The 22,595-nt window shown below is 73.1% G+C and carries 20 protein-coding genes; 13 read left to right on the top strand and 7 right to left on the bottom strand.

From position 1 onward, the window contains the following. Window positions 1–139 precede the first annotated feature (139 nt). Window positions 140–1,693, bottom strand: coding sequence for a phenylacetic acid degradation bifunctional protein PaaZ (gene paaZ / locus OG352_RS36585; protein WP_329222822.1), 1,554 nt, complete (start codon window positions 1,691–1,693; stop codon window positions 140–142). A gap of 57 nt (window positions 1,694–1,750) precedes the next feature. Beyond that, window positions 1,751–2,611 (bottom strand): VOC family protein, encoded by an 861-nt coding sequence (locus OG352_RS36580; RefSeq protein WP_329222821.1) that lies wholly within the window; start codon window positions 2,609–2,611, stop codon window positions 1,751–1,753. Between the two features lie 81 nt (window positions 2,612–2,692). Between OG352_RS36580 and OG352_RS36575 the strand changes: the two genes are divergently transcribed. The 11 genes from OG352_RS36575 (at window position 2,693) to OG352_RS36525 (ending at window position 13,069) form a co-directional block, all read left to right on the top strand. Beyond that, on the top strand, window positions 2,693–3,274 hold the full coding sequence (locus tag OG352_RS36575) for a carboxymuconolactone decarboxylase family protein (protein ID WP_329222819.1): 582 nt from the start codon (window positions 2,693–2,695) through the stop codon (window positions 3,272–3,274). Window positions 3,275–3,338: 64 nt separating this feature from the next. Then, the gene (locus OG352_RS36570) at window positions 3,339–4,187 is read left to right on the top strand and encodes a fumarylacetoacetate hydrolase family protein (RefSeq protein ID WP_329222818.1); all 849 of its coding nucleotides are present in this window, start codon (window positions 3,339–3,341) and stop codon (window positions 4,185–4,187) included. A gap of 35 nt (window positions 4,188–4,222) precedes the next feature. Beyond that, window positions 4,223–4,765, top strand: coding sequence for a MarR family winged helix-turn-helix transcriptional regulator (locus OG352_RS36565; RefSeq protein WP_329222817.1), 543 nt, complete (start codon window positions 4,223–4,225; stop codon window positions 4,763–4,765). Between the two features lie 121 nt (window positions 4,766–4,886). Beyond that, complete coding sequence (locus OG352_RS36560) at window positions 4,887–5,417, top strand: cupin domain-containing protein (protein ID WP_329222815.1); 531 nt, start codon at window positions 4,887–4,889, stop codon at window positions 5,415–5,417. Further along, window positions 5,414–6,625: a cytochrome P450 gene (locus tag OG352_RS36555; RefSeq protein WP_329222814.1), complete on the top strand. Its 1,212-nt coding sequence runs from the start codon at window positions 5,414–5,416 to the stop codon at window positions 6,623–6,625. The genes OG352_RS36560 and OG352_RS36555 overlap by 4 nt, the downstream gene beginning before the upstream one ends. A 23-nt stretch (window positions 6,626–6,648) precedes the next feature. Further along, window positions 6,649–6,972 carry a 2Fe-2S iron-sulfur cluster-binding protein gene (locus tag OG352_RS36550; protein WP_329222812.1) on the top strand — a complete coding sequence of 108 codons (324 nt, stop codon included), beginning with the start codon at window positions 6,649–6,651 and terminating at the stop codon, window positions 6,970–6,972. After that, entirely contained in the window at window positions 6,969–8,225 is a 1,257-nt protein-coding gene (locus OG352_RS36545) for an NAD(P)/FAD-dependent oxidoreductase (RefSeq protein WP_329222810.1), read from the top strand. The genes OG352_RS36550 and OG352_RS36545 overlap by 4 nt, the downstream gene beginning before the upstream one ends. After that, on the top strand, window positions 8,222–9,679 hold the full coding sequence (locus OG352_RS36540; protein ID WP_329222808.1) for a class I adenylate-forming enzyme family protein: 1,458 nt from the start codon (window positions 8,222–8,224) through the stop codon (window positions 9,677–9,679). The genes OG352_RS36545 and OG352_RS36540 overlap by 4 nt, the downstream gene beginning before the upstream one ends. A 146-nt stretch (window positions 9,680–9,825) precedes the next feature. Further along, window positions 9,826–10,938: an alcohol dehydrogenase catalytic domain-containing protein gene (locus tag OG352_RS36535; RefSeq protein ID WP_329222807.1), complete on the top strand. Its 1,113-nt coding sequence runs from the start codon at window positions 9,826–9,828 to the stop codon at window positions 10,936–10,938. A gap of 38 nt (window positions 10,939–10,976) precedes the next feature. Further along, window positions 10,977–12,167, top strand: a complete 1,191-nt coding sequence (locus OG352_RS36530) for an acyl-CoA dehydrogenase family protein (RefSeq protein WP_329222806.1) — start codon at window positions 10,977–10,979, stop codon at window positions 12,165–12,167. Further along, complete coding sequence (locus tag OG352_RS36525) at window positions 12,164–13,069, top strand: 3-hydroxybutyryl-CoA dehydrogenase (protein ID WP_329222804.1); 906 nt, start codon at window positions 12,164–12,166, stop codon at window positions 13,067–13,069. Before OG352_RS36530 ends, OG352_RS36525 begins: the two co-directional genes overlap by 4 nt. A gap of 22 nt (window positions 13,070–13,091) precedes the next feature. On the opposite strand, the gene OG352_RS36520 is transcribed toward OG352_RS36525, so the two are convergent. Together OG352_RS36520 and OG352_RS36515 are read right to left on the bottom strand one after the other, a co-directional pair. Next, entirely contained in the window at window positions 13,092–14,021 is a 930-nt protein-coding gene (locus OG352_RS36520; RefSeq protein WP_329222803.1) for a carbohydrate kinase family protein, read from the bottom strand. Then, window positions 14,018–14,722: a class II aldolase/adducin family protein gene (locus OG352_RS36515; RefSeq protein ID WP_329222801.1), complete on the bottom strand. Its 705-nt coding sequence runs from the start codon at window positions 14,720–14,722 to the stop codon at window positions 14,018–14,020. Before OG352_RS36515 ends, OG352_RS36520 begins: the two co-directional genes overlap by 4 nt. A 58-nt stretch (window positions 14,723–14,780) precedes the next feature. Here OG352_RS36515 and OG352_RS36510 point away from each other — a divergent pair, with 58 nt between their 5' ends. Next, the gene (locus tag OG352_RS36510) at window positions 14,781–15,434 is read left to right on the top strand and encodes a TetR/AcrR family transcriptional regulator (RefSeq protein WP_329222799.1); all 654 of its coding nucleotides are present in this window, start codon (window positions 14,781–14,783) and stop codon (window positions 15,432–15,434) included. Between the two features lie 100 nt (window positions 15,435–15,534). Beyond that, window positions 15,535–15,897, top strand: coding sequence for a hypothetical protein (locus tag OG352_RS36505; protein WP_329224100.1), 363 nt, complete (start codon window positions 15,535–15,537; stop codon window positions 15,895–15,897). Between the two features lie 46 nt (window positions 15,898–15,943). On the opposite strand, the gene OG352_RS36500 is transcribed toward OG352_RS36505, so the two are convergent. The 3 genes from OG352_RS36500 to OG352_RS36490 form a co-directional block, all read right to left on the bottom strand. Continuing rightward, entirely contained in the window at window positions 15,944–20,563 is a 4,620-nt protein-coding gene (locus tag OG352_RS36500) for an FtsK/SpoIIIE domain-containing protein (protein WP_329222798.1), read from the bottom strand. Between the two features lie 82 nt (window positions 20,564–20,645). After that, window positions 20,646–21,905, bottom strand: coding sequence for a hypothetical protein (locus tag OG352_RS36495; protein WP_329222796.1), 1,260 nt, complete (start codon window positions 21,903–21,905; stop codon window positions 20,646–20,648). Next, the gene (locus tag OG352_RS36490; RefSeq protein ID WP_329222794.1) at window positions 21,902–22,438 is read right to left on the bottom strand and encodes a sigma-70 family RNA polymerase sigma factor; all 537 of its coding nucleotides are present in this window, start codon (window positions 22,436–22,438) and stop codon (window positions 21,902–21,904) included. The genes OG352_RS36495 and OG352_RS36490 overlap by 4 nt, the downstream gene beginning before the upstream one ends. Between the last annotated feature and the right edge of the window lie 157 nt (window positions 22,439–22,595).

Here is a 22,595-nt window from a genome sequence, read left to right as displayed (position 1 = left end):
CTCCGTCGGCAGCGCCTGTGCGCACGCCCGGCTGGTCGTGGCGTATCACCTGGGGGGTGAGGTGTACATGGAGAGGCCGCCCCGTGATCCCAGATCCCACGGGGCGGCCTCCGCCTGTTCCTCTCGTCCTCCGGTGCCGCTACGCGCCGCCCAGTGAGTCCAGCATCCGGCGCGATCCCTGCACCGCGGTCCGCTGCATGAGGTCCAGGACTCCCCTGGTTCCGGCCATCTCCGATCCTCCGCCGGCCCGTCCGGGGCCGCCGTGGCGGAGCGCCGGCAGGGGTGAGCCGTGGCCCGTGGTCTGCGCCATGTTCGCCGAGTCCAGGAGGTGGAGGCGGCCGTGCCATGGTGCCGCCTCCCGCACGAAGGCGGTCGTCCAGGCGAGGTCGTCGCTGACGACCGAGGCGACGAGGCTGCCGCGTCCCCGGGCCACCAGGTCCGCGCCGTGCCCGGTGTCGCGGTACGCCAGGACGGTCGCCGCCGGGCCGAACGGCTCGACCTCGTGGGGTGCGGCGGCGTCCGGGTCGGCGGAGACGAGGAGGGTGTCGAGGAAGGCGCCCCGCTCGGGGTCGGCGTCCAGGACGCGCACCTTCTCCGGGTCGCCGTGCACGAAGCGGCCCGACTCGGCGATCCTGCGCACGGCCCGGCGGACGTCGTCGCGCTGCGCGAGGCTGACGACCGCGCCCATCGTGACGCCCTCGGCGGCGGGGTCGCCGATGACGACGCCGGCCAGCCCGGCGGAGATCGCGTCGAGGGCGGCGGACTCGTGGGCGCCGGGGACGAGGACCCGGCGGATCGCGGTGCACTTCTGGCCCGCCTTGACCGTCATCTCGGTCACCACCTCGCGCACGAACGCGTCGAAGAGCGGGGTGCCGGGGGTGACGTCCGGGGCGAGCACGATCGAGTTGACGGAGTCCGCCTCCGCGTTGAAGCGGACCGAGCGGGCCACCACGTTCGGATGCGTGCGCAGGGTCTCGGCGGTGGCGGCGGAGCCGGTGAAGGACAGGACGTCCTGTTCGCCGAGCAGACCGAGCGCGGGCCGCACCGAGCCGACGACGAGTTGCAGCGCCCCGGGCGGCAGGACACCGGCCGCGGCGACGATCCGGACCAGGTGCTCGGTGAGGTACGAGGTCGGGGTGGCCGCCTTCACCACGCTCGGCATGCCCGCGAGCACGGCCTGCGCCAGCTTCTCCAGGGGCGCCCACACGGGGAAGTTGAATGCGTTCACCTGGAGCATCAGGCCCGGGGAGGGCGTGACCAGGTGGGCGCCCAGGAAGTCCTCGCCCCGGGCGAGACGTTCGGCGGGGCCCTCCACCAGGTGCGGCGCGTCGGGGAGTTCGGCCCGTGCGCGGGCGGCGTAGTCGCGCAGGACGCGGATGCCGCCGTCGACGTCGTAGCGGGCGTCGTTCAGGGTGGCGCCGGCGCGGGCGGAGAGGGTGTAGAGCTCCTCGCGGCGGGCGCGGACGGCCGCGGCGACGGTGTCCAGGAGGTCGGCGCGCTGGTGGAACGTCAGGGCGCGCAGCGCGGGGCCGCCGACGCGGCGGGCGTGGTCGAACGCCCCAGCCAGGTCGAGGCCCGCGGAGGAGACCCGGCAGACGAACTCTCCGGTGACCGCGTCGCGTACGTCGGCCGCCGTGTCGTCGGCGGTGGCCGTGGGAGTGACCCAGGTGTCCTGCAGATAACTCTGGAGCATGGGTGCGGCTGCTTTCGTCGGAGGACGCGGAAGTGACGGGAGGGCGGGCCGTGGCCGTCAGTCGGCCGGGTGGTGGCCCCAGATGTCGGCGGTGTAGACCCGGCTGACCCAGGTGCTCTCGTCGACCTGCACGCCGCCCGCGCCGATCTCGATGCCGAATCCGGCCGGCGAGGTCATGTAGAAGGAGAACATCCCGTCGTTGGCGTGCTTGCCGAGCGTGGCCATGAGTTTCACGTCGTGCTCACGCGTGCGGTCGAGGGCGCGGCCGACCTCGTCCGGGCTGGTCACCTCGCACAGGATGTGGTGGGTGCCCTCGTTCTTGAACGAGCGGATGAAGGCGATGCTGTGGTGGCGCGGGTTGCAGCCGAGGAAGTGGAAGGTGCCCCAGGGGTAGTCGGCGGTGTCGCTGAGCCGGAACCCCAGGACGTCGCAGTAGAAGTCCACCGCCTCCTGCACGTGCGGTGTCTTCATCACCACGTGCCCGAGCCCCTGCTCCCCGGTCACGAAGTCGACGCCGAGCGGTGACACGAACTGGCTGGAGGCCAGCCGGCGGCCGCAGAACAGCTCGGTGCGGATGCCGAGCGGGCCGGTGAAGTGCACCATCCGGGCCACCTGCCGGTCCTGGCACTCCTCGTCGGTGCCGACCGACACGTCGACGCCGGCCTCTTTGAGGCGCACCGTCGTCTCGTCGATCGCCGCCGGGTCACGGACCTCCCACCCGATGACCGTCACACCGCCTGTCGGCGCCTCGGTCAGCCACATGCGGAAGGGGTGCTGGTCCATCCGCAGCCGGTAGCGCACGGGGCCCTCGGAGTCCCCGGGCTCGACCGCGAGGCCTATCACGTTGCGGGCGTACTCCGCCCATGCTGTCGGGTCGGGCGCACCGATGCCCACATACCCAAGGCTCTGGATCGTCATGACGAGGACGATATTTGTTAGACCCTTGACGGTCAAGACTCATACGAATACGTTGACGCCATCGAGCCGAGGAGGTCTCCGATGCCGGCAGAAGTGCCAGAGAAGGCCCGCGTGCTGCCACGCGACGAGAGCGAGCTGCACGAGAAGACACTGGCGTCACTGGCGCCCTACCGCGATCAGGACGGCCGGATCTACACGATCTGGGCGACCCTGGCGCACCACGAGGACGCGCTGCGCCGTTTCGTCGTCTTCGGCAACCACGTCCTGGGGAAGAACACCCTGCCGCTGCCGTCCCGGGAGCTGATGATCCTCAGGATCGCGGCCCGTGCGCAGGCCGCGTACGAGTGGGACCAGCACGTACGGATCGCCCGCCGCGCCGGACTCACCGACGACACGATCCTGGCCGCCGTGAACGGCGACTGGGCCGGGCTGGACGAGCTCGACCAGGTGCTGCTCACCGCCACCGACTCGCTCCTGGACCGCCAGGGCGTGGACGACGAGCTGTGGGGCCGGCTGACCGACCACCTGAGCGTCGAGCAGGTCATCGACGTCCTCTACACCGTCGGCCAGTACCTCACCATCGCCACCGTCATCAACACCCTGGGCGTCCAGGTGGAGGGCGACCTCGCCCTGCCCCTCCCCCAGCCCGTCGACCGGCCGTAGACCGGTCCTCGACCAGCCGTAGACCAGCAGACCGGCCATGGACCAGCAGTAAGGAAGAAGCCGCATGAAGCTCGCCAACCTCGCCGGACGCCCCGTGGTCGTCCGGGACGACCGCGCCCTCGACATCGCGGACGCCAGCAAGGGAGCGATCGAGCCCCGCTTGGAGGTGCTCTCCGACCTCGCCCTCCACGACGAGCTGCGCGCCCTCGCCGAGCAGGCCGCGGAGGCGGACTGGAAGCCGTTCGCACCGGCCGACCTGGGCCGTGTCGCCAAGCCGTACAAGGCCATCGGCGTCGCCCTGAACTACCGTGCGCACGCCGAGGAGTCAGGCCTCCCCGTGCCGGACGAACCGTCGGTGTTCGCCAAGTTCGCCTCGTCGGTGGTCGGCCCGTACGACGCGATCGTGGTCGAGGCGCAGTACGACAAGGTCGACTTCGAGGCCGAGCTCGTGGTCGTCATCGGCAAGGAGGGCAAGAACATCTCCGAGGCCGACGCCTGGTCCCACGTGGCCGGTGTCACCGCGGGTCAGGACGTCAGCGACCGCAGGGAACAGTGGCGCAAGCCGATCAACCAGTTCACGCTGCCGAAGTCGTACGACACCTTCAGCCCGATCGGCCCGTACCTGGTGACGCTCGACGAGTTCGCCGACCCCGACGACATCGAGGTGGCCGGCTGGGTCGACGACCTCGAGGTGCAGCGGGGCCGCACCTCGGACCTGATCTTCAGCGTGCCCGAGCTGATCGCCTGGCTGTCGAAGCGGGTGACGTTCGAGCCCGGCGACCTGATCTTCACCGGCACCCCGGCCGGCTGCGGGGTCCGCCGCACCCCGCGCCTGTACCTCACCGAGGGTAAGGTCCTGCGGACCGAGGTGACAGGTGTGGGCACTATGGTCAATCCGGTCGTCGGCGGCTGACACCGGCGAGGCCGGAGAGGGAAGGGTGGGAGATCGTGACGGACACCGTGCGTGAACCGGAGACCGCAGGCGCGCGACGGACCCGGGAGTTCTCGGAGCTGCTGCGCCACCAGCACCGTGAGCTGGGCACGACCGATCCCCGCAGTCTCGACGCGATCGAGATGGTCACCGACCTCACCCGCCTCGAAGCCCGGCTGACCAAGGACTTCGAGAAGCACGTCCACCGGCCGCTGGGCCTGACCTGGGCGGGCTTCCGGATCCTCAACGCCCTGTGGGTGTACGGTCCACTCGGCCAGCAGGACATCGGCCGGGTCTCCGGATCCACCCGGGCCAGCATCTCCAGCGCCCTCGCGACGCTGGAGGGCCGCGGCCTCGTCACCCGCGAGCGGGTCGAGACCGACCGCCGGCAACTGGTGGTCGAACTCACACCGGAGGGCCGCGAGACGCTACGGCTGGCCATCGCGGCCCAGACGAAGCGCGAGCACGCCTGGACGGGCGTCCTACGTGACGACCAACTCAGTGAACTGGTCCATCTGCTGCGTACGCTGGTCAACCAGGAGACCCCGCCCGCGGAGTGAACGGGCCCGGGAACCGGCCCACCGACCACACTCGGAGCCGTCGTCACGCGCCCCTCGAAAACAGTTAGAACCCTTACCGTCAAGCATCTAACAGCAGGCTGGTTTCTCAAGGGAGAGAATCATGGTCCGTCGTGTTGTCACCGGTGTCGGCCAGAGCGGCAAGCCCGTGATCGTGAGTGACGGCGAGCCGCCGGTCACCCTCCAGTACACCCACACCCCCGGCTTCGCCCGCTCCCTGGTGTGGAACACGGCGTCCCCGGCCGTCGCGTCGGCCGACCCGACCCGGGCGCTGGAGTCCTACGTACCCGCCCCGGGCGAGACGATAGCCCTGACCGTCACCTTCCCGCCGGCCAGTGTCTTCGCCGACCCGGACTGGGACCCGGTGGCCGCGGGCGCCGAGCAGCTCGCGGGCACCCCGGGCCTGGCCGAGCTCTTCGAGCTCGACAACCCCGGCATGCACACCACGCCCACCGTCGACTACGCCGTCGTCCTCAGCGGCGAGATCGTCCTCGACCTCGACGGCGGCGAGACGGCCCTGCTGACGCCCGGCGACCTGGTCGTGCAGAACGGCACCCGGCACGCCTGGCGCAACAACGGCACCGAGCCCGCCACCGTCTTCTTCGTCCTGATCGGCGCGGGCGGCACGGCGTGAACGCCGTGAGCGCGGTGACGACGGCGGCGCCCGGAGCGCCCGTCGTCGATCTCGATCTCGCCGACCTCCGCCACGACCCCTACCCCGCCTACGCCGAGCTGCGCGCCGACGCCCCGCTCGCCTGGGTCCCCTCGGTCGGCCGGCACCTGCTCACCCGGTACGAGGACATCGTCCACGCGGAGAAGCTGCCCGAGGTGTTCAGCTCACGCGAGGAGGGCTCGCTGCTGCTGCGCACGGTCGGCCCGAACATGCTCCGCGAGGACGACCCGAACCACCGGCGGCTGCGGTCCGCGGCCGAGCCGCCGACCCGGCCGCGCCAGGTCCGTGACCTGTGGGCAGGCGCCTTCGAGCGTACGGCGCACGACCTGCTCGACCGGATCGCCGGCCGCGGCGAGGCCGACCTGATAGCCGACTTCGCCGAGCCGCTCGCCGCCGCCAACCTGGCCCTCGTCCTGGGCCTGCACCAGGCGGGCGCCGAGGACATCGCCGACTGGTCGCGGGCCATGATGGCCGGCAACAGCAACTACGCCGACGACCCCGACATCTGGCTGCGCGCCGAACGGGCCACCCGTGCCATCGACGACGCGGTCGCCGAGGCGGCGGAGGCCGCGCGGCGCGAGCCCGACGGCTCGGTGATCTCCTCCATGGTCCACGCGGCCGAGCCGGTGGACCTCACCGAGATCCAGAACAACGTCAAGGTCATCATCGGCGGAGGCGTCAACGAGCCGCGTGACGTCTTCGGCGTGGGCGCCTGGGCCCTGCTGAACCGCCCGGCGGTACTGGACCGGGTCCTCGCCGATCCGGCCGCGTCCTGGAAGCGGGTGTTCGAGGAGACCGCCCGCTGGGTGTCGCCGATCGGCATGTACCCGCGCCAGCTCACCCAGGACCACGAGATCGCCGGGCTGACCCTCCCGGCCGGCAGCCGCGTCGCCCTCGTCATCGCCTCGGGCAACCGCGACGAGTCGGTGTTCGAGCGGGCCGACGAGTTCGACCTCGACCGGCCGAACCGTCCGCATCTCGCCTTCGGCGGCGGACCGCACTTCTGCATGGGCGCGTGGGTCGCGCGCCACGAGGTCAGCGCGATCGCCTGGCCCCTGGTCTTCAGCCGCCTCAAGGGACTCCGCCTCGAAGAAGGCACGGAGAGCCCCATGGAGGGCTGGGTGTTCCGCGGGCCGACCTCTCTGAACGTCACCTGGCAAGCAGCCTGAGCCGTCCCCTTCCGGAGGACTTCATGCCCACCGTCATCTTCCAGTTGCCCGACGGGACCGAACGCAAGGTCACGGCCGCGTCGGGGACCGTGCTCATGCAGGCGGCCGTCTCGAACGGCGTCGCAGGCATCGTCGCCGAGTGCGGGGGCAACGCCTCCTGCGCCACCTGCCACGTCTATCTCGACGCCGCCCAGTCCGAGCTGGCGGGCGGGCCGAACGACGTCGAGGACGAGATGCTCGACTTCACCGCCGCCGAACGCCGGCCCACCAGCCGGCTGAGCTGCCAGGTCCAGCTCTCCGACGCCCTCGACCCGATGCTGGTCCACGTGCCCGAGGAGCAGGTATGAGCGCGGACAGACCCGGCGTGGCGGGAGTCGTGGTGGTCGGCGGCGGGCAGGCCGGCTTCAGCGTCGTCTCGACGCTGCGCGCCGGCGGCTACGACGGCCCGGTCACCGTGTTCGCCGACGAGCCCCATCTGCCGTACCAGCGGCCGCCGTTGTCCAAGAAGGCGCACACCGAGCCGGACGAGCTGCGGGTGTCGCTGGTCCCGGAGTCCTTCTACGGCGAGCGCGACATCGAGCTGCGGCTCGGTGACGACGTGGTCGCCCTGGACACCGCCGACCGCACGGTCCGCAGCCGCGCCGGGCTGAGCGTGCCCTACGCCCACCTGGTGCTGGCGACCGGCGCCCGCAACCGGCCGCTGCCCGTCCCCGGCGCCGATCTGGCCGGCGTGCACGCCGTGCGCTCGCTCGACGACGCCCTGGCCGTCGGCCGGGCCCTGACGACGGCCCAGGACGTGGTCGTCATCGGCGGCGGCTTCATCGGGCTGGAACTCGCCCAGGTGGCCCGGGCGCGCGGCGCACGGGTGACCGTCGTCGAACTCGCCGACCGGCTGCTGAGCCGGGCCGTCTCCCCGCAGCTCGCGGAACACCTCCGCCGGCGGCACGAGGAGTCCGGGGTCCACGTCCACACCGGGACGGCCGTGCAGGCCATCGAGGGCACCGACCGGGTCCGGCAGGTCGTGACGTCGGCCGGGACCCTCCCCGCCGACCTGGTCGTGTACGGCATCGGCGCCGTCCCCCGGGACGAGCTGGCGCGCGACGCCGGCCTCGCCGTCGACGACGGTGTGCTGGTCGACGAGCAGCTCCGCTCGGTCAGCGACCCGCGGGTCTCCGCCGTCGGCGACTGCGCCCGCCACCCCCACCCGCACGCGCCGGGCCTGGTCCGGCTGGAGTCCGTACAGAACGCCACCGACCAGGGAGCCCTGGTCGGCCGGCGCCTCGCCGGGCAGCCCCCCGCCCCGTACGCGAACCTGCCGTGGTTCTGGAGCGACCAGGGCGCCGTCAAGCTGCAGATAGCCGGGCTGCGGGCGCCCTCCGACGACGTCCGGCTGGTCGCGGGCGACACCCCGGGACGACTGGCCGCGTATGCCTTCCGGGGCGGCCGGCTGGCAGCCGTCGAGACGCTCGACTGGCCCGCCGAGCACCTGGCCGCCCGTCGGTTGCTGGAGCGGGAGACACCGGTCCTGGCCGACGAACTGACGGACACCACGCTGGGCGGGCTCGCGCGCGCCAGACGGGCCGCGGAGGTGCGGGCATGACCGCCGCTTCCTGGTTCGGCGCTCACCTCGTGGCCAGCGCGGCGGAGGCGGGCTCCCGGCTCGCCCTCGTCTTCGAGGACCGCTCCTGGACCTACGGCGAGCTGGACCTCGCGGTCCGCCGCACGGTCGCCCGGCTCGACAAGTTCGGGGTGCGCGGCGGCGACCGGGTGGTGATGCAGGGCGCGGCCCGGCCCGAGGCGCTGATCACGCTGTTCGCGGTGACGCGCATGGGCGCCGTCCTCGTCCCGCTGCACCCGCAGGTGACGGGCGGCGAACTCGCCGTCGTGTGCGAGGAGACCACCCCGACGGCCGTGGTCGCCGACGAGGGGTTCCCGGCGGGCACGGGCCTGCGGCTGACCTGGGCGGACCTGCATCCCGAGGACGAGGGTCCCGAGGCGCCGGTCTGCGATCCGCCGGCCGGCTCGGACGTCGCGGTGATCGCGTTCACGTCCGGGACCTCCGGCCGTCCCAAGGGCGTCGCGCTCACCCACGACAACCTGGACCGGAGCATGGCGGGCGGCCTGGCCGGGTTGCCCTTCGGCGCGGACGACACCGCGCTGGTCGCCACCCCGCTGGCGCACGTCGCCGTCCTGGGCGGGCTGCCGCAGTGCACCTGGGCGCGGCGCGGGACGGTCGTCCTGGCTCCGCGGTTCGACCCGGACCTGTTCGCCGATCTGGTCCGCGACCACCGGGTGACCTGCGCCTTCGCCGTCCCCGCCATGTCCGCCCTGCTGGCCCGTCACCCGCGCTTCACCGGCGGCGACCTGGACACCCTGCGATGGATCCTGTCGGGCGGATCACCGGCCCAGACCGCCACCCGCGAGCAGTTCCGGGCCCGCGGGATCGGCGTGGTCAACTCCTACGGGCTGACCGAGACCAGCGCGGGGGTCACGTACTCCGCGCCCGACGAACCGGCGACCTCGACGGGCTCCCCCGTCCCCGGGGTCGAGATGACGGTCGTGGACGTGACCGGCGTTCCCGCGCCGGTCGACCTGCCCGGTGAGATCTGGGTGCGCGGGCCCTCGGTGGCATCCGTGTACTGGACCGCCGCCGGGCCGGTGCCCGCGACCGACGCCGAGGGCTGGTTCCACAGCGGTGACCGGGGACGGTTCGACGACGAGGGCCGCCTCACGGTCGTCGGCCGGCTCAAGGAGACCATCATCACCGGCGGCGAGAACGTCGACCCCGCCGAGGTCGAGAACGCCCTCGCCGACTTCCCCGGCGTGGTCGAGATCGCGGTGTCGGGGGCTCCGGACCCGGTCTGGGGCGAGGTCGTGACCGCCTTCCTCGTCACCGACGCCGGCAGCCCGACCCTGGACGACGTCCGCGGTCACCTCGACGGCCGGCTCGCCCGGCACAAGTGGCCCCGGCGACTGTGCGTCGTGCCCGCGCTGCCGCGCGGGGCCACCGGAAAACTGCAGCGCGCCCGGCTGACGACGCTGCTCGACGACTGACCGCACACCCCCCACACAGCCACACCCGCCACACCCGCCTCACCGCTCGAGGACGACGCGAACCCGGCGTCGGCACCCCCACATCTCCCCCCGAGACCGCGCCCCCTGTCGGCGCCGTCTCTCCCTCCCCTCCCTGAGGAGACGCCATGAGTGCGACCATGCGAGCCGCGCGGATGCACCACGTCGGAGAGCCGATGAAGCTCGAGGAACTGCCCGTTCCCGAGCCCGGCCGTGGTGATGTCCGCGTGGCCGTCCACGCCGTCAACATCGTCCCGAACCTCGCCAACATCCTGAACATGTGGACCACCTGGTTCCCGCACAGCCCGCTGCCCACCCTGCCGGCGATCTTCGGCCTGGACCCGGCCGGGGTCGTCGAGGAGGTCGGCGAGGGCGTCGAGGGCTTCGAGGTCGGCGACCGGGTGTACGTCAACCCGGGCCGCTCCTGCGGTTCCTGTCGCTCGTGCCGCGACAACGACTCGATCAACTGCGCCAGTTACGCCTTCGCCGGCTACTTCGGCTTCTCCCCGACCGCGCTGAACCTGCTCGACCGCTACCAGGGCGGCCTCGCCGAGTACACGATCGCCCCGGCGTACAGCCTGGTGAAGCTGCCGGACTCGCTGTCCTTCGAGGCCGCCGCCCGCTTCGGCTACCTCGGCACGATGTACTCGGCGCTGCGCAAGGCCGGGGCGGGCCCGGGCAAGAGGGTCCTGATCAACGGCATCAGCGGCACCCTCGGCATCGGCGCCGCGCTCCTCGCGCCCGCCCTCGGCCTGACCCACGTCTACGGCACGGGCCGCGACAGGGGCCTCCTGGAGCAGGTCGGCAAGCTGGCGGGCGGCCGGCTGCGGCTGCACTCCCTGGACGACGGCCCGCTCGACGAGTGGATCCACGAGGAGACCGGCGGCTACGGCGCCGACATCTACATCGACGCCCTCGGTCCGGGCGCCCCGCACGAGACCTTCCGGGCCGGTATGCGGGCGATGGCGCGCGGCGGCATCGCCGTCAACATCGGCGCCGTCGCCGGTGATCTGCCGATCGACATCCACCGGATGATGGACCAGCAACTGCGGCTGATCGGCTCCGCCTGGTTCACCTCCGGCGAGGGGCAGGCCATGGCCGACCTGGCGGAGGCGGGCCTGCTGGACCTGAGCCCGCTGGAGCACCACGTGTACCCGCTGGAGCAGGTCAACGACGCCATCGGCGGGATCGCCGAGCGCAACGGCGGCTTCAGCAACTTCGTCATCAGCCCGACGGCCTGACCCCAGCGAAGACTTGAGCGACGACTTAGGAGACCCCGATGCACACACCGCACGCCGGGCGCCCGGCCGACCCCCTCGACCTGCTCGAACTCGACAGCCTGCTCACCCCGGAGGAGCGCGCCGTGCGCGACACGGTGCGCACCTTCTGCGACCGGCGCGTCGACCCCTTCATCGCCGACTGGTTCGAGCAGGGCGAGATCGAGGATATTCGCGGACTCACCAAGGAACTCGGCGAACTCGGCCTGCTGGGCATGCACTTGGAAGGCTACGGCTGCGCGGGGATGAGCGCGGTCGACTACGGCCTCGCCTGCCTGGAACTGGAGGCCTCCGACTCCGGGCTGCGTTCCCTGGTGTCGGTGCAGGGCTCGCTGGCCATGTACGCCGTCCACGCCTTCGGCTCCGAGGAGCAGAAGCAGGAGTGGCTGCCGCGCCTGGCCGCGGGCACCGCCATCGGCTGCTTCGGCCTCACCGAGCCCGACTCCGGCTCGGACCCGGGCAGCATGCGCACCGTGGCCCGCCGGGACGGCGACGACTGGGTCCTCGACGGCCGCAAGATGTGGATCACGAACGGCTCGGTCGCCGACGTCGCCGTGGTCTGGGCCCGTACGGACGACGGCATCCGCGGCTTCGTCGTCCCCACCGACTCCCCCGGCTTCTCGGCGACGGCCATCAAGCACAAGATGTCGCTGCGGGCATCGGTGACGAGCGAGCTGGTCCTGGACGCCGTACGGCTGCCGGCGACGGCCGTGCTGCCGGAGGTGCGGGGGCTGCGCGGTCCGCTGTCCTGCCTCAACGAGGCCCGGTACGGCATCGCCTGGGGTGCGATGGGCGCCGCGCGCTCCTCCTTCCGGGCGGCGCTGTCCTACGCCGGCGACCGGGTCCAGTTCGGCCGGCCGATCAGCGGATTCCAGCTGACCCAGGCCAAGTTCACCGACATGTCGCTCGAACTGTCCAAGGGCACGCTGCTGGCTCTGCACCTCGGCCGGATCAAGGACGACCGCGGGCTGCGGCCCGAGCAGGTCAGCTACGGCAAGCTCAACAACACGCGTACGGCGCTGGAGATCTGCCGGACCTCGCGCACGATCCTGGGCGCGAACGGCATCTCGCTGGAGTACCCGGTCATCCGGCACGCCAACAACCTGGAGTCGATCCTCACCTACGAGGGCACGGTCGAGATGCACACGCTGGTGATCGGCCAGTCCCTGACGGGCCAGGCGGCGTTCCGGTGAGCACCGGGCCGGGCGCGGACATACGCAGGGTCGGGGTCGTCGGCTGCGGTCTGATGGGCGCGGGCATCGCCGAGGTCTGCGCCCGGGCCGGGCTGGACGTCGTCGTCCACGAGGTGAACCCGGGTGCGGCCGAGGCCGGCCACGCCCGGATCGCCGGCTCGCTCGACCGCGGTGTACGGCGCGGGAAGCTCTCCTGGGCGGACCGTGAGGCCGCGCTCGGCCGGGTGCGGGTCTCCGCCGACCTGTCGGACTTCGCGGACCGGGATCTGGTGGTGGAGGCGGCGACGGAGGACGAGAAGGTGAAGGCCGAGCTGTTCGCCGAGCTCGACCGGATCGTCGTCCGGGAGGACGCGCTGCTCGCGTCGAACACCTCCTCCCTCCCCATCATGAAACTGGGCATGGCCACCACCCGCCCGCACCAGGTGATCGGCGTGCACTTCTTCAACCCGGTGCCGGTGCTGGAGCTCGTGGAGATCGTGCCGTCGCTGCTGACAGCCCCTCAGACCCAGTCGCGGGCCGAGGAGTTCGTCACGGGGATCCTGGGCAAGAAGGTGATCCGCGCCCAGGACCGGGCCGGCTTCGTGGTCAACGCGCTGCTCGTGCCGTATCTCCTGTCGGCGATCCGGATGCTGGAGTCGGGTCACGCCTCGGCGGAGGACATCGACACCGGCATGGTCCTGGGCTGCGCCCACCCGATGGGGCCGCTGAGCCTGGCCGACCTGATCGGCCTGGACACCCTCACGGCCATCGCGGAGGCGATGTACGCGGACTTCAAGGACCCGCTGCACGCCCCGCCTCCGCTGCTGCTGCGCATGGTGGAGGCGGGACTGCTCGGCAGGAAGTCCGGGCGCGGCTTCCACGACCACTCGGAGCCGCGGAAGGTCCCCTCGAAGGCCAGGTGACTGCAACTGACTTACCGTCACCTCATGTGCGGGGCTTGGCCGTTGCCGCGAAGGCGTCGGCGGCCGTGAGGTCGAAGTCGCCGTGGTCGCTGCCGAGCCCCTGCGCGACGAGCGCCGCGGCGGCGCTGCCGAGCACGGCCGCGTCGCCCGGCGTACGGCCCAGGCTCACGCCCCGCAGGTAGCCCGCCGAGAACGCGTCGCCGCACCCGGTGGTGTCGACGACGTCGATCACGAAGGCGGGCACCGGTTCCGCGCCGTCCGCCGTCACCACGAGCGCGCCCTCGCCGCCGCGCGTGACGGCGACGACGCCCGCACCGGCGTCGAGGAGCCTGCGCGCGCCCGTCAGCAGGTCGCTCTCGCCGGTGAAGCCGAGCACCTGGTCCTCGTTGGGCAGGAGATGGTCGATGTACGGCAGGGCCGCCTCCAACTGCTCGAAGCTGCCGAGGACACCGGGGGCGAGCAGGTCCACGGAGGTGACGACACCGCGCTCCTTGGCGTACGACAGGATGCGCGTCGCGACGTCGACGCCGATCAGCTCCGGTCCGCCGAGGTGCAGATGGGTGGCGTCGGCGAGGGCGTCCCAGGGGACGTCGGCCAGACCGTAGGTGATGTTCGCGCCGAGGAGGTGCAGCGAGGGGCGGTCGCCGTTGGGCCGGATCGGCAGGACGCTCGCGGAGGTCGCGGTGTCGGTGCGGCGGACGAGGAACTCGGTGTCGATGCCCGCCCGCTCGAGCAGTCGCACCAGCATGTCGCCGGTCGGGTCGGAGCCGACGGCGCCGGCGCTGCGCACCTCGGCGCCCAGTTTGGCGAGGGTGAGGGCGGTGCCGCCCGCGGTCCCGGCGGCGGTCATCCGGATGTCGTCGACGAGCGTCGCGCCCTGCCCCTCGGGTATCTCCTGCACCGGCCGCACCAGTACGTCGAGCACGTGCACGCCCATCGTGAAGACCTTCATCTGCTTTCACCCTTCATCGGCGTCTCTTCCTGCGCGGGTGGAACGGGGTGGGTGGTGCCGTAGTCGCGGGCTATCGCGGCCTCGATCACCGCGAGTTGCTGCCGTTCGTCGAGGAAGCGGGGGCGGCCCATGGCGGCGGCGCGCTGGTAGACCCCGCAGGCCCATTCGAGGAGCAGCGCGTTCTCCACGGCCTTGTCGAGGGTCGTCGCGTGGGTGACCGCGCCGTGGTTCGCCATGAGGGCGGCGCTGCGGCCGTCGAGCGCGGCGAGCACCGACTCGGCGAGTTCGGGGGTGCCGAAGGTGGCGTACGGGGCGACCCGCACGGTGCCGCCGAGGGCGAGCAACTGGTAGTGGACGCAGGGCAGTTCGTCGAGCACGCAGGAGACGGCGGTGGCCATCGGGGCGTGCGTGTGGACGACCGCACCGGTGCCGTAGCGGCGGTAGACGCCGAGGTGCAGGTCCAGTTCGGAGGTCGGCCGCAGGGTCCCGGCCACGATCTTCCCGTCGAGGTCGACCACGGTCACCTGGTCCGGGGTGAGCCCGGCGAGGACCGCTCCGGTCGCGGTGATCGCGACCCGGTCCTCGACGCGCACGCTCACGTTCCCGGCCGTGCCGATGAGGAGGCCTTCGGCCCCCAGGCGCCGGCAGGCGTCCGCGACGGCGGCCCGCTCCTGACTCAGCGCCGAGCTTGAGGCGGTCATGGGCGCGAAGGTAGCGTAAACGTGAAACAAAGTCACGTTCAGGTTTGGAGGCAGTTCCTTGGTCCCCCAGGCGACCGCGGGCCAGGGCGGTGGCGCTCCCCTGCGCCGCACTCCCCGGCAGGCGCGCAGCAAGGCACGGCTGGCCCTGGTGCTGGAGGCCGCCGAGCGCATCCTGGTCGGCGAGGGCGTCGAGGCGCTCACGACGACGCGGGTGGCGGCCGAGGCGAAGGTGTCGGTCGGCTCGCTGTACCAGTACCTCCCGGACCGCGGCGCGATCATCGACGCCCTGGCGGCGGGCTACTTCGCCCGCCTGGAAGCCGTCATGGACGACCTGGTCCGGACGGCGTCGGAGGATCGGTGGGACGATCCCGTGGGCGTGCTGATCGACACGTACGCCGGCGTCTACCGCACCGAACACGGCTTCCGCGCCCTGTGGTTCGGCAGCGGGCTGACCGAGCGGACCCGGGCGGCGGACCGCGAGCACAAGCGCCGGATGGCCGACGGGATCCGCCGGGTCCTGCTGGCGCTGGGCGTCGTACGGGACGACGAGGACCTGGTCCGGGCCTGCCACGCCGCGATCCTCACCGCCGACGCGCTCGCCCAGGAGGCGTTCCGCCGCGCCCCGGAGGGCGACACGGCCCTCCTCGACGAGGCGAAGGCGATGCTGCGCGCCTACCTCACCGAGGTCACCGCCCGCTACGAGCGGCGGTAGCAGCACCGGAGCCCGAAAGTCGCTGGCCGCCCCACCCGGCCGGTCGATACCGTCGGCCCCCGAAGCCGACCGCACCGGCGGTCACCGCACCCGGAGAGCGATTCCCGTGACCAGCCAGCACCGCGCCACCACGACCCTCTGGCGTCCCACCGGCCCCAAGGAGCTGGAGTTGCTGCGCGCCCTCGACTGGCGCGCCTGGCCGCCCCGCCTCCCCGAGCAGCCGATCTTCTACCCGGTCCTCAACGAGGACTACGCCGTCAGGATCGCCCACGACTGGAACGTCAAGCACGACGGCGCGGGCTACGTCACCCGCTTCGAGGTCGACTCCGAGTTCCTGCGCAGGTACCCGGTCCAGCAGGCGGGCGGCCGGACGATCCTCGAACTGTGGGTGCCGGCCGAGGAGTTGGCGGAGTTCAACGCCCACATCGTGGGCGAGATCGAGGTGGTGCACGCGTTCTCGTGACACGGAGCCCGGGTTCGGCCCCGAGCTCCGTGCGCGGCCGGAAGGGTCAGTCGAGTGCGGTCTCCGGGATCTGTACGTTGATCAGTTCTCCTGTGCGGGGGTCGACGGTCAGGCCTCGGCCGGGTTGGCGGTTGCGGAGGTGGGCGTGGGTGAGGCGGGTGCCCACGATGTCGCCCTCCATCAGGCTCTGGGGGTCCAGGAGCACGCCTCGGCGTCGGCGTTTCAGGGCGCTGAGCCAGCCCATCGCTCCCACCATGCTCTCGCCCGTCGCCCCGACGGCCACGCCGATGCCGCGGTCCCTGCCGGCGTCGACCAGGGCGCGGAGATCCTGGTCGATCTCCGTCATGCCGAGCAGGTCGGCGTCGTCGACGAGGACCACCCGGGGCTCGGAGCCGGTGCCCAGGGCGGCGGCGAGTTCCTTTGCCGTGGGCACCGGTGAGCTGAGCAGCCGTACTCCCGGATGCCCGGCCAGGGCGCGCAGCGGCGACTCCCGGGGGGTGAGGACGACGAGGCGGGTGCCGGAGGCCAGCAGTGAGACGGCGAGGCTCGCCAGGGTGGTGCTGCGGCCGGAGCCGGGCGGCCCGGCGACCGCGAACGTCGACGTGGTGTCCGCGAAGTCCACGCCGACCGGGGCGACGTCGTCGCCGCCCAGCCCCAGCAGTCCCCACATGGGCCGGCGGAACTCCTCGCGCACCTTCTCGTACGCCTCCGTGAAGTCCACCTGCGCGGGCAGCGAGCCGATGCGGGCCGGCCGCCGGGCGGCGGCCAGCCCCGCGTCGCGGCGGGTCGCCTCGGCGCCGATCGCGCGCAGCGCCTCCGCCTGCTCCTGCCCGGACGCGCCGGGCGCGAGCAACGCCACCTGGACCTCGACGCCGTCCGAGGTCCAGGCCTGTCCGGGCCTGATGACGTCGGGCAGGTCGCGCGGGCGTCTGCCGACGACGTGGTAGTCGCTGCGGTCGTTCAGCCGCAGCAGCAGCTTGTTGTCGTTGAGCGCGGTGGCCCGTCCGGACAGCAGGGCCCGCTCGGACGTGGCGACGACGTGCAGGCCCGCCGCCGCGCCCTCCCTCAGCAGGCGGTTGACCTGGTCCATCAGCCGGCCGCCGCTGTGGTCGCCGATGAGGTCGGCGAGCGCGTCCCAGCCGTCGATGAGCAGCAGGATGTGCGCCGGACGGGCGGCCGCCGGGACGATCTCGCGCAGTTCCGGCAGATTCGCGGCGTGATGCCGCGTCAGCAGTTCCTGGCGCCGGCCCAGTTCCGCGTCGAGCCGGGCGAACAGCCGCTCCAGCCGTTCGGCGTCGCCGCGGGGCACGACCGCGCCGCAGTGCGGCAGCACGCCCAGCGCGGACAGCGCGCCGCCCGCGAAGTCGATGCCGTACAGGTGCACGTCGGCGGCGGAGTGGCCGGCGGCCAGCGCTCCGGCCATCGTCCGCAGTACCTGGGAGCGCCCCGAGCGCGGGATGCCGACGACGTACAGGTGCCCGAAGGTGGCGAGGTCGAGCTGGACCGGCAACTGCGCCTGGGCGCCCGGCAGGTCCGACAGCGCCCACGACACCGGGGCGAGTCGGGCGGCACCGGTCGGCTGGGGCTGCGGCAGGTCGTCGATCAGCACGTGGTGGCCGAGCGGGGGCAGCCACGGGCTGGGCTGCGGGGCGCAGCCCACCAGCTCCGCCGCCTCGCGCACCGCCTCCACCAGCACCTTGAGGTCGGTGGGGAGATCGTCGTCCGTGGCGGGCACCCCGGGCTCGTCGGGTCCCGGCCCGCCGACGGCGCGGCCGAGACGCTGCCACGGCAGGCCGGTCCCCCACACCTGACGGGTCTCCCCCTCCGTCGCCCACTGCCGCTCCTGGGCCGGAGCGGCCCCGGGCCGGGTCGCGCCGCTGTACGCGGTCTGGAAGGGGACGACCGTGCCGTGTCCGAGGCGGGCCAGGGCGCGGCCGGGGGTGTTCGGGGAGATGCTGACGGCGTCCTTGGTGTCGATGACGTCCTGGCTCTCGCCGGCGTCGGTGACGCGCAGGGCGATCCGCAGGTTGGTGTTGGCGCGGATGTCGGCGTTGATCACACCGGCGGGGCGCTGGGTGGCCAGGATCAGGTGGATGCCCAGGGACCGGCCGCGCTGGGCGATGCTCACCAGGCCGGGGATGAAGTCCGGGATCTCCCGGAACAGGGTCGCGAACTCGTCGATGACGATGACCAGCCGGGGCACGGGCGCCAGTTCGGGGCTGCGGCGGCGCATGCTCTGGTACTCGGGCAGGTCCTTGGCCCCGACCCCGGCGAGGACGTGCTCACGGCGGATCAGTTCGGCCGACAGCGAGGTCAGCGCCCGCTGCACCAGGTGGCTGTCGAGGTCGGTGACCATGCCGAGGGTGTGCGGCAGCCGCACGCAGTCCTTGAAGGCGCTGCCGCCCTTGTAGTCGACCAGGACGAAGGTCAGCTCGTCGGGCCGGTTGGCGACGGCGAGCGAGGCCACGAAGGTCTGCAGCAGCTCCGACTTGCCGGATCCGGTGGTGCCCGCGACCAGGCCGTGCGGGCCGTCCTTCACCAGGTCGAAGGCGGCCGGGCCGTCGTAGCCCGCGCCGAGCAGCAGCCCGGTGGACGACGGCCGCTGCGCCCAACGGGCCGCGATGGTGGGGCCGTTCGGTTCCGGCAGGCCCAGCAGGTCGAGGAGGCCGACCCGGTCGGGCAGCCCTTCCGAGGCGTCCGGGGTGACATCGTGGATCGGGGCGATGCCGCGTGCGAGGCGCTCGCACCAGGCGGGTTCGACCAGGTCGGGGCGGATGCCGGGGAGGTCGGGCTGTCCGGTGCGGCGCAGGGTCAGCCGCTGGTGCTCGTACCGGACGACCGCGGTGCACTCCTCGGGAAGGAGTCGTTCCTCGTGGTCCAGGCAGAGGGGGAAGATCCGGACCGCCGGGCCTTCCTTGAGGATGGACACGACGCCGGGGACGTCGCGCAGGCGGCGGGCGCCGTCCATCACGACCAGCACGTCCGGTTCGCTGAGCAGCGCCTTGCTCATGGTCGACTCGGCGGCCCGCTGCCGGGTCCGCAGGGTGGAGACCAGTTCGGCGACCCGGTTGGCGACCGTCTCCGGGTCGTTGCCGATGAGGGTGACGGCGCCGCCCCGGGAGCCGGGCAGACCGTCCCGGGAGTGCGGCAGCCAGCGGGCCCAGTCCCAGGACTCCTCGGACGCCTTGTCGGTGAGGACGACGATCCGCAGGTCGCGGGGGGTGTGCAGGACGGCGGCCTGGGCGGTCATCCAGCGGGCCAGGGCCTGCACCGCACCGGTCTCGCCGGCCAGCCCCACCACCCCGCAGTGCGCGAGGTCGACGCTGACGGGCGCGTCCGGGATGGTCCAGTGCACGGAGGTGTGGTTGTCCTCGCGGGACGCGTCGTCGATGCCGAGCAGGGACGGCTGGTCGGCCGTGCCGAGGCGCAGGGCCAGGTGGTCGGGGTCGCCCCGGCGGCGCTCCCACAGCCGGCGGCCGGGGCCGACCGCGCACAGTCCGGCCGCCGCCGGGTCGGGCGCGCTCTCGGTGCGCAGCCGCTGCTCGCCGGCGACCTTCTGCCGGACGTCCTCCTCCAGCGAGGCGCGGCGCAGGCGGTAGACGCGGGACCGCTCCTCGTAGTCCTTGCGTTCCTGTCGCCGTCCGCTGACCTGGTTCGCCGCCATCAGCAGCGGCGACAGGAGCATGAAGATCAGGTAGTAGTACGAGTTCCAGAGGAGCACCATGACGAGGCCCATGATCATCGGGGCGAACGCCACGAGGAACGGAATGGGCCTGCGCTTGGGCGGCTCGGGCGGTCCGGGCAGCCGGAAACGCTCGGGTTCGAGGTGCGGCAGGATGCGCGGCGGCCGGTTGTAGTCCAGACCGCCGCCCCCCTCGGACGGCACCACCGCGGCGTCCCTCGGGGTCGGCTCGGCCAGCCGCAGCAGGAACTCGCCGAGGGCCAGTTCGCCGCCGAGCGGCCAGGGCTCCCGGCCGTCGGGGAGGGCGACCGGGTCGGGCTCCCCGTCGGCGGCCTCCGCCGCCGCGTCCTCCTCACGCTCCTCGTCCTGCGGCACGGGCGGGAGCAGGGGGACGTCGGGCTTGCCCCGGTGCTCCGGCGGCTCCGGGACGGACAACCGCACCGCGCCGAGGAGGGTACCGCCCTGTTCGAGCGAGGCCGGGAGCCTGGGGGAAGGCAGCTCGACGACGGCGGAGCCGTCCCAGCGCACGGTGATCCGTACGCCGTCGGACGGCACGCCACGGCCCTGGAGCGGTACGGCGGAGCCCTCCAGCGGGCCGATGCCGTGGGTACCCAGGCCCAGGGCGTACACCCGTCCGGCGTCCGGTCCCCCCACCACCTGCAGTTCGACGACCGGCGCATGGCCGACCGACCGCGGCTGCGGCATAGCGGAGCGCTCGGGCCCGTACTCCCGGCCGGCCCGCGGAACGGGCGCTCCGAGGCCGATGACGCTCCCGTCCATCACCGGGGTGCCGGCCAGCGGGGCTCCGGGCGACAGCGGTTCACCGCCCAGGTAGCAGACGGGGGTGCTGGGCGCCCCGTCGCCGCGTATCCGGGTCAGGTGTTCGGCGACTTCCTGAACGGGGGTGGCGGCGTCGACACTCAGCACGATGTCCTGACGGCTCGCGGGGTCGCCGTCGGCAATGGTGGTGACGAGGAGTTTCACGTCTCCCCTTCGGGTGGTTCGCGGGCGGGCGGTGGGATGTGGTAACGGCGTACGGCGACGCTGCGGGGCTGCCGGGTGCGGGCTACTCGCCGCCGGTGGACGACGCCTCGGCGGAACGCGACCGGGCGGTGGCCGGTTCGGACAGCAGGGGGGAACCGGTGTCCGTCCGGGGCGGGGGCGGGCCCGTGGGTGTGGGCGCGGGTTCCTCGGTGAGTTCGGGGTGTTCCGGCGCCCACGGCTGCGGCTGCGCGCGCGGCTCGACGGCGGGCTCGGCCCGCAGGTGCCGCTGCGGTGCGCGGCGGGCGCGGCGCCGGTCCGCCCGGACGGCCGCGGCGACGGCCCTGCCCAGCGGGGCGCAGTCCGCGTGCAGCCCGAGTTCCGGTGCGGTGACCCGGCCCCGGGCGTCGACCCGCAGGGCCCAACTGTGCCCGGGCACCGGGCCGTCGGCGAGGCAGACGACGGTGCCCGAGGCGGCGAGCGCGCCCAGCCGCCGGGCCTGCTCCCGGCTGGGGGCGGCGCAGACCACGACCTCGGTGGCGGCGCCGACGGCCTCCCGCGTCGGGTCGGCGGGGGTGTTCTCCAGTCGCCGCAGCACGGTGTCGAGGCGCTCGGCGGGGTAGTGCGGGTGGACACCGTCCGTCACGGTGACCGAGGCTCCGCTGCCCGGCCGGTCGAGCTGCGCGGCGAGCGCCTGGAGCAGATGGGTGCGGGCGGCGGCATCGCCTTCGACCGTGATCATCCGTGGTCCGGCGGCCAGGTCGAGGTGCACGCAGGCGTCGGCCGCCAGGCCGACGGCGACCGGCAGCGGCCGGATCCGGGCACCCGAGCGGGGCGGGCCCTCGGGCAGCAGCGCCGCCGTCTCCTCCAGGCGGTCCAGGTCCAGACACCAGGACTGCGGGCCGGCCTCGTCGTCGGTCTCCCACGGGGCGGGGGGCTCGGGCAGCCGGCGGGCCGCGACCTGGACCTCGGCCCATCCCGGCTCCAGCCGCAGCCCGTAGGCGAAGGCCCCGGGCACGTCGCCGAGGGCCGCCCCGGCCGCGTCCAGCAGCCGCCGCACGCGCAGCCCGCCCCGGGGGTCGCCGAGCTGACGGGCCAGGGCCCGTACGCCTCGGCGATGGCGCCGCCAGGCGCGCAGCGGCTCGCCGAACGCCCGCCGGGTCAGCGCGGCCTCCCGGGCGATGCTCCGCCGGAACCGCCGCCAGCCGCCGCGCTTGCGCACGACGTGCCGCAGCAGCAGGAAGAACAGCAGGAGCACGACGACGGCGACGAGGACCAGGATCAGCATCGACTCGTCGGGCTTGCCCAGCGCCACCAGGCGGCCGTGGGCCGCACCCGCGCTCATGCGGCGGCCGGCGCGGGCTCGGGGTGCCGTCGGCGCAGCTCCCGTAGGGCGTGGTGGGTCCGGGACTTCACCGTGCCCGGCGGGATGGACAGGGCGTGCGCGGCGTCCGGGCCGGTCCAGCCGAGCACGTAGACGTAGAAGAGCACCTCGCGGTGAGCCGGTGAGAGGCGGGAGAGGGCGTCCACGAGGAAGCAGCGCTGCACGGCCTGCCCGATCGGGTCCACGGGTTCGGCGTGCGCCTCCAGGAGTTCCGGGTGGTACTCGGGGCGCGCCTGCTCGCGTCGCATCCAGTCGATCACCAGGTTGTGCGCCACCCGGAACAGCCAGGCCCGTGAGGGTGACCAGCCCGGCGGCTGCTCCTCGGTGCTCAGCCAGGCGCGCAGCAGCGTCTCCTGGACGAAGTCCTCCGCGCGCTGCCGGTCACCGCGCAGCAGGCCGCAGGTGTAGCGCAGGAGCGGCCCGTGATGCCGGTCGTAGAGCTCACGGACGGATCCGTCGCAGGAGGCGGAGGGTCTGGATATGGACGTTGTCATGGGATACCTCCCCCAGCACCGGCGACGCTGCCGCGAGCCGGTCCGGTCAGGCGCCGCGCGTGCGGCGTGAGCTGGGCGGGGTGAACGCGGATTCACCACGTCCACAATCGGAACCGGTTGTTCCTTTTGCGGCGTGAGTCTATGTGGGGTTGCACGA

The sequence above is a fragment of the Streptomyces sp. NBC_01485 genome, from assembly GCF_036227125.1.
In the GTDB taxonomy this organism is placed as follows: domain Bacteria; phylum Actinomycetota; class Actinomycetes; order Streptomycetales; family Streptomycetaceae; genus Streptomyces.
Note: the sequence above shows the minus strand (reverse complement) of the source record. Positions and strands in the feature narration are given on the sequence as shown.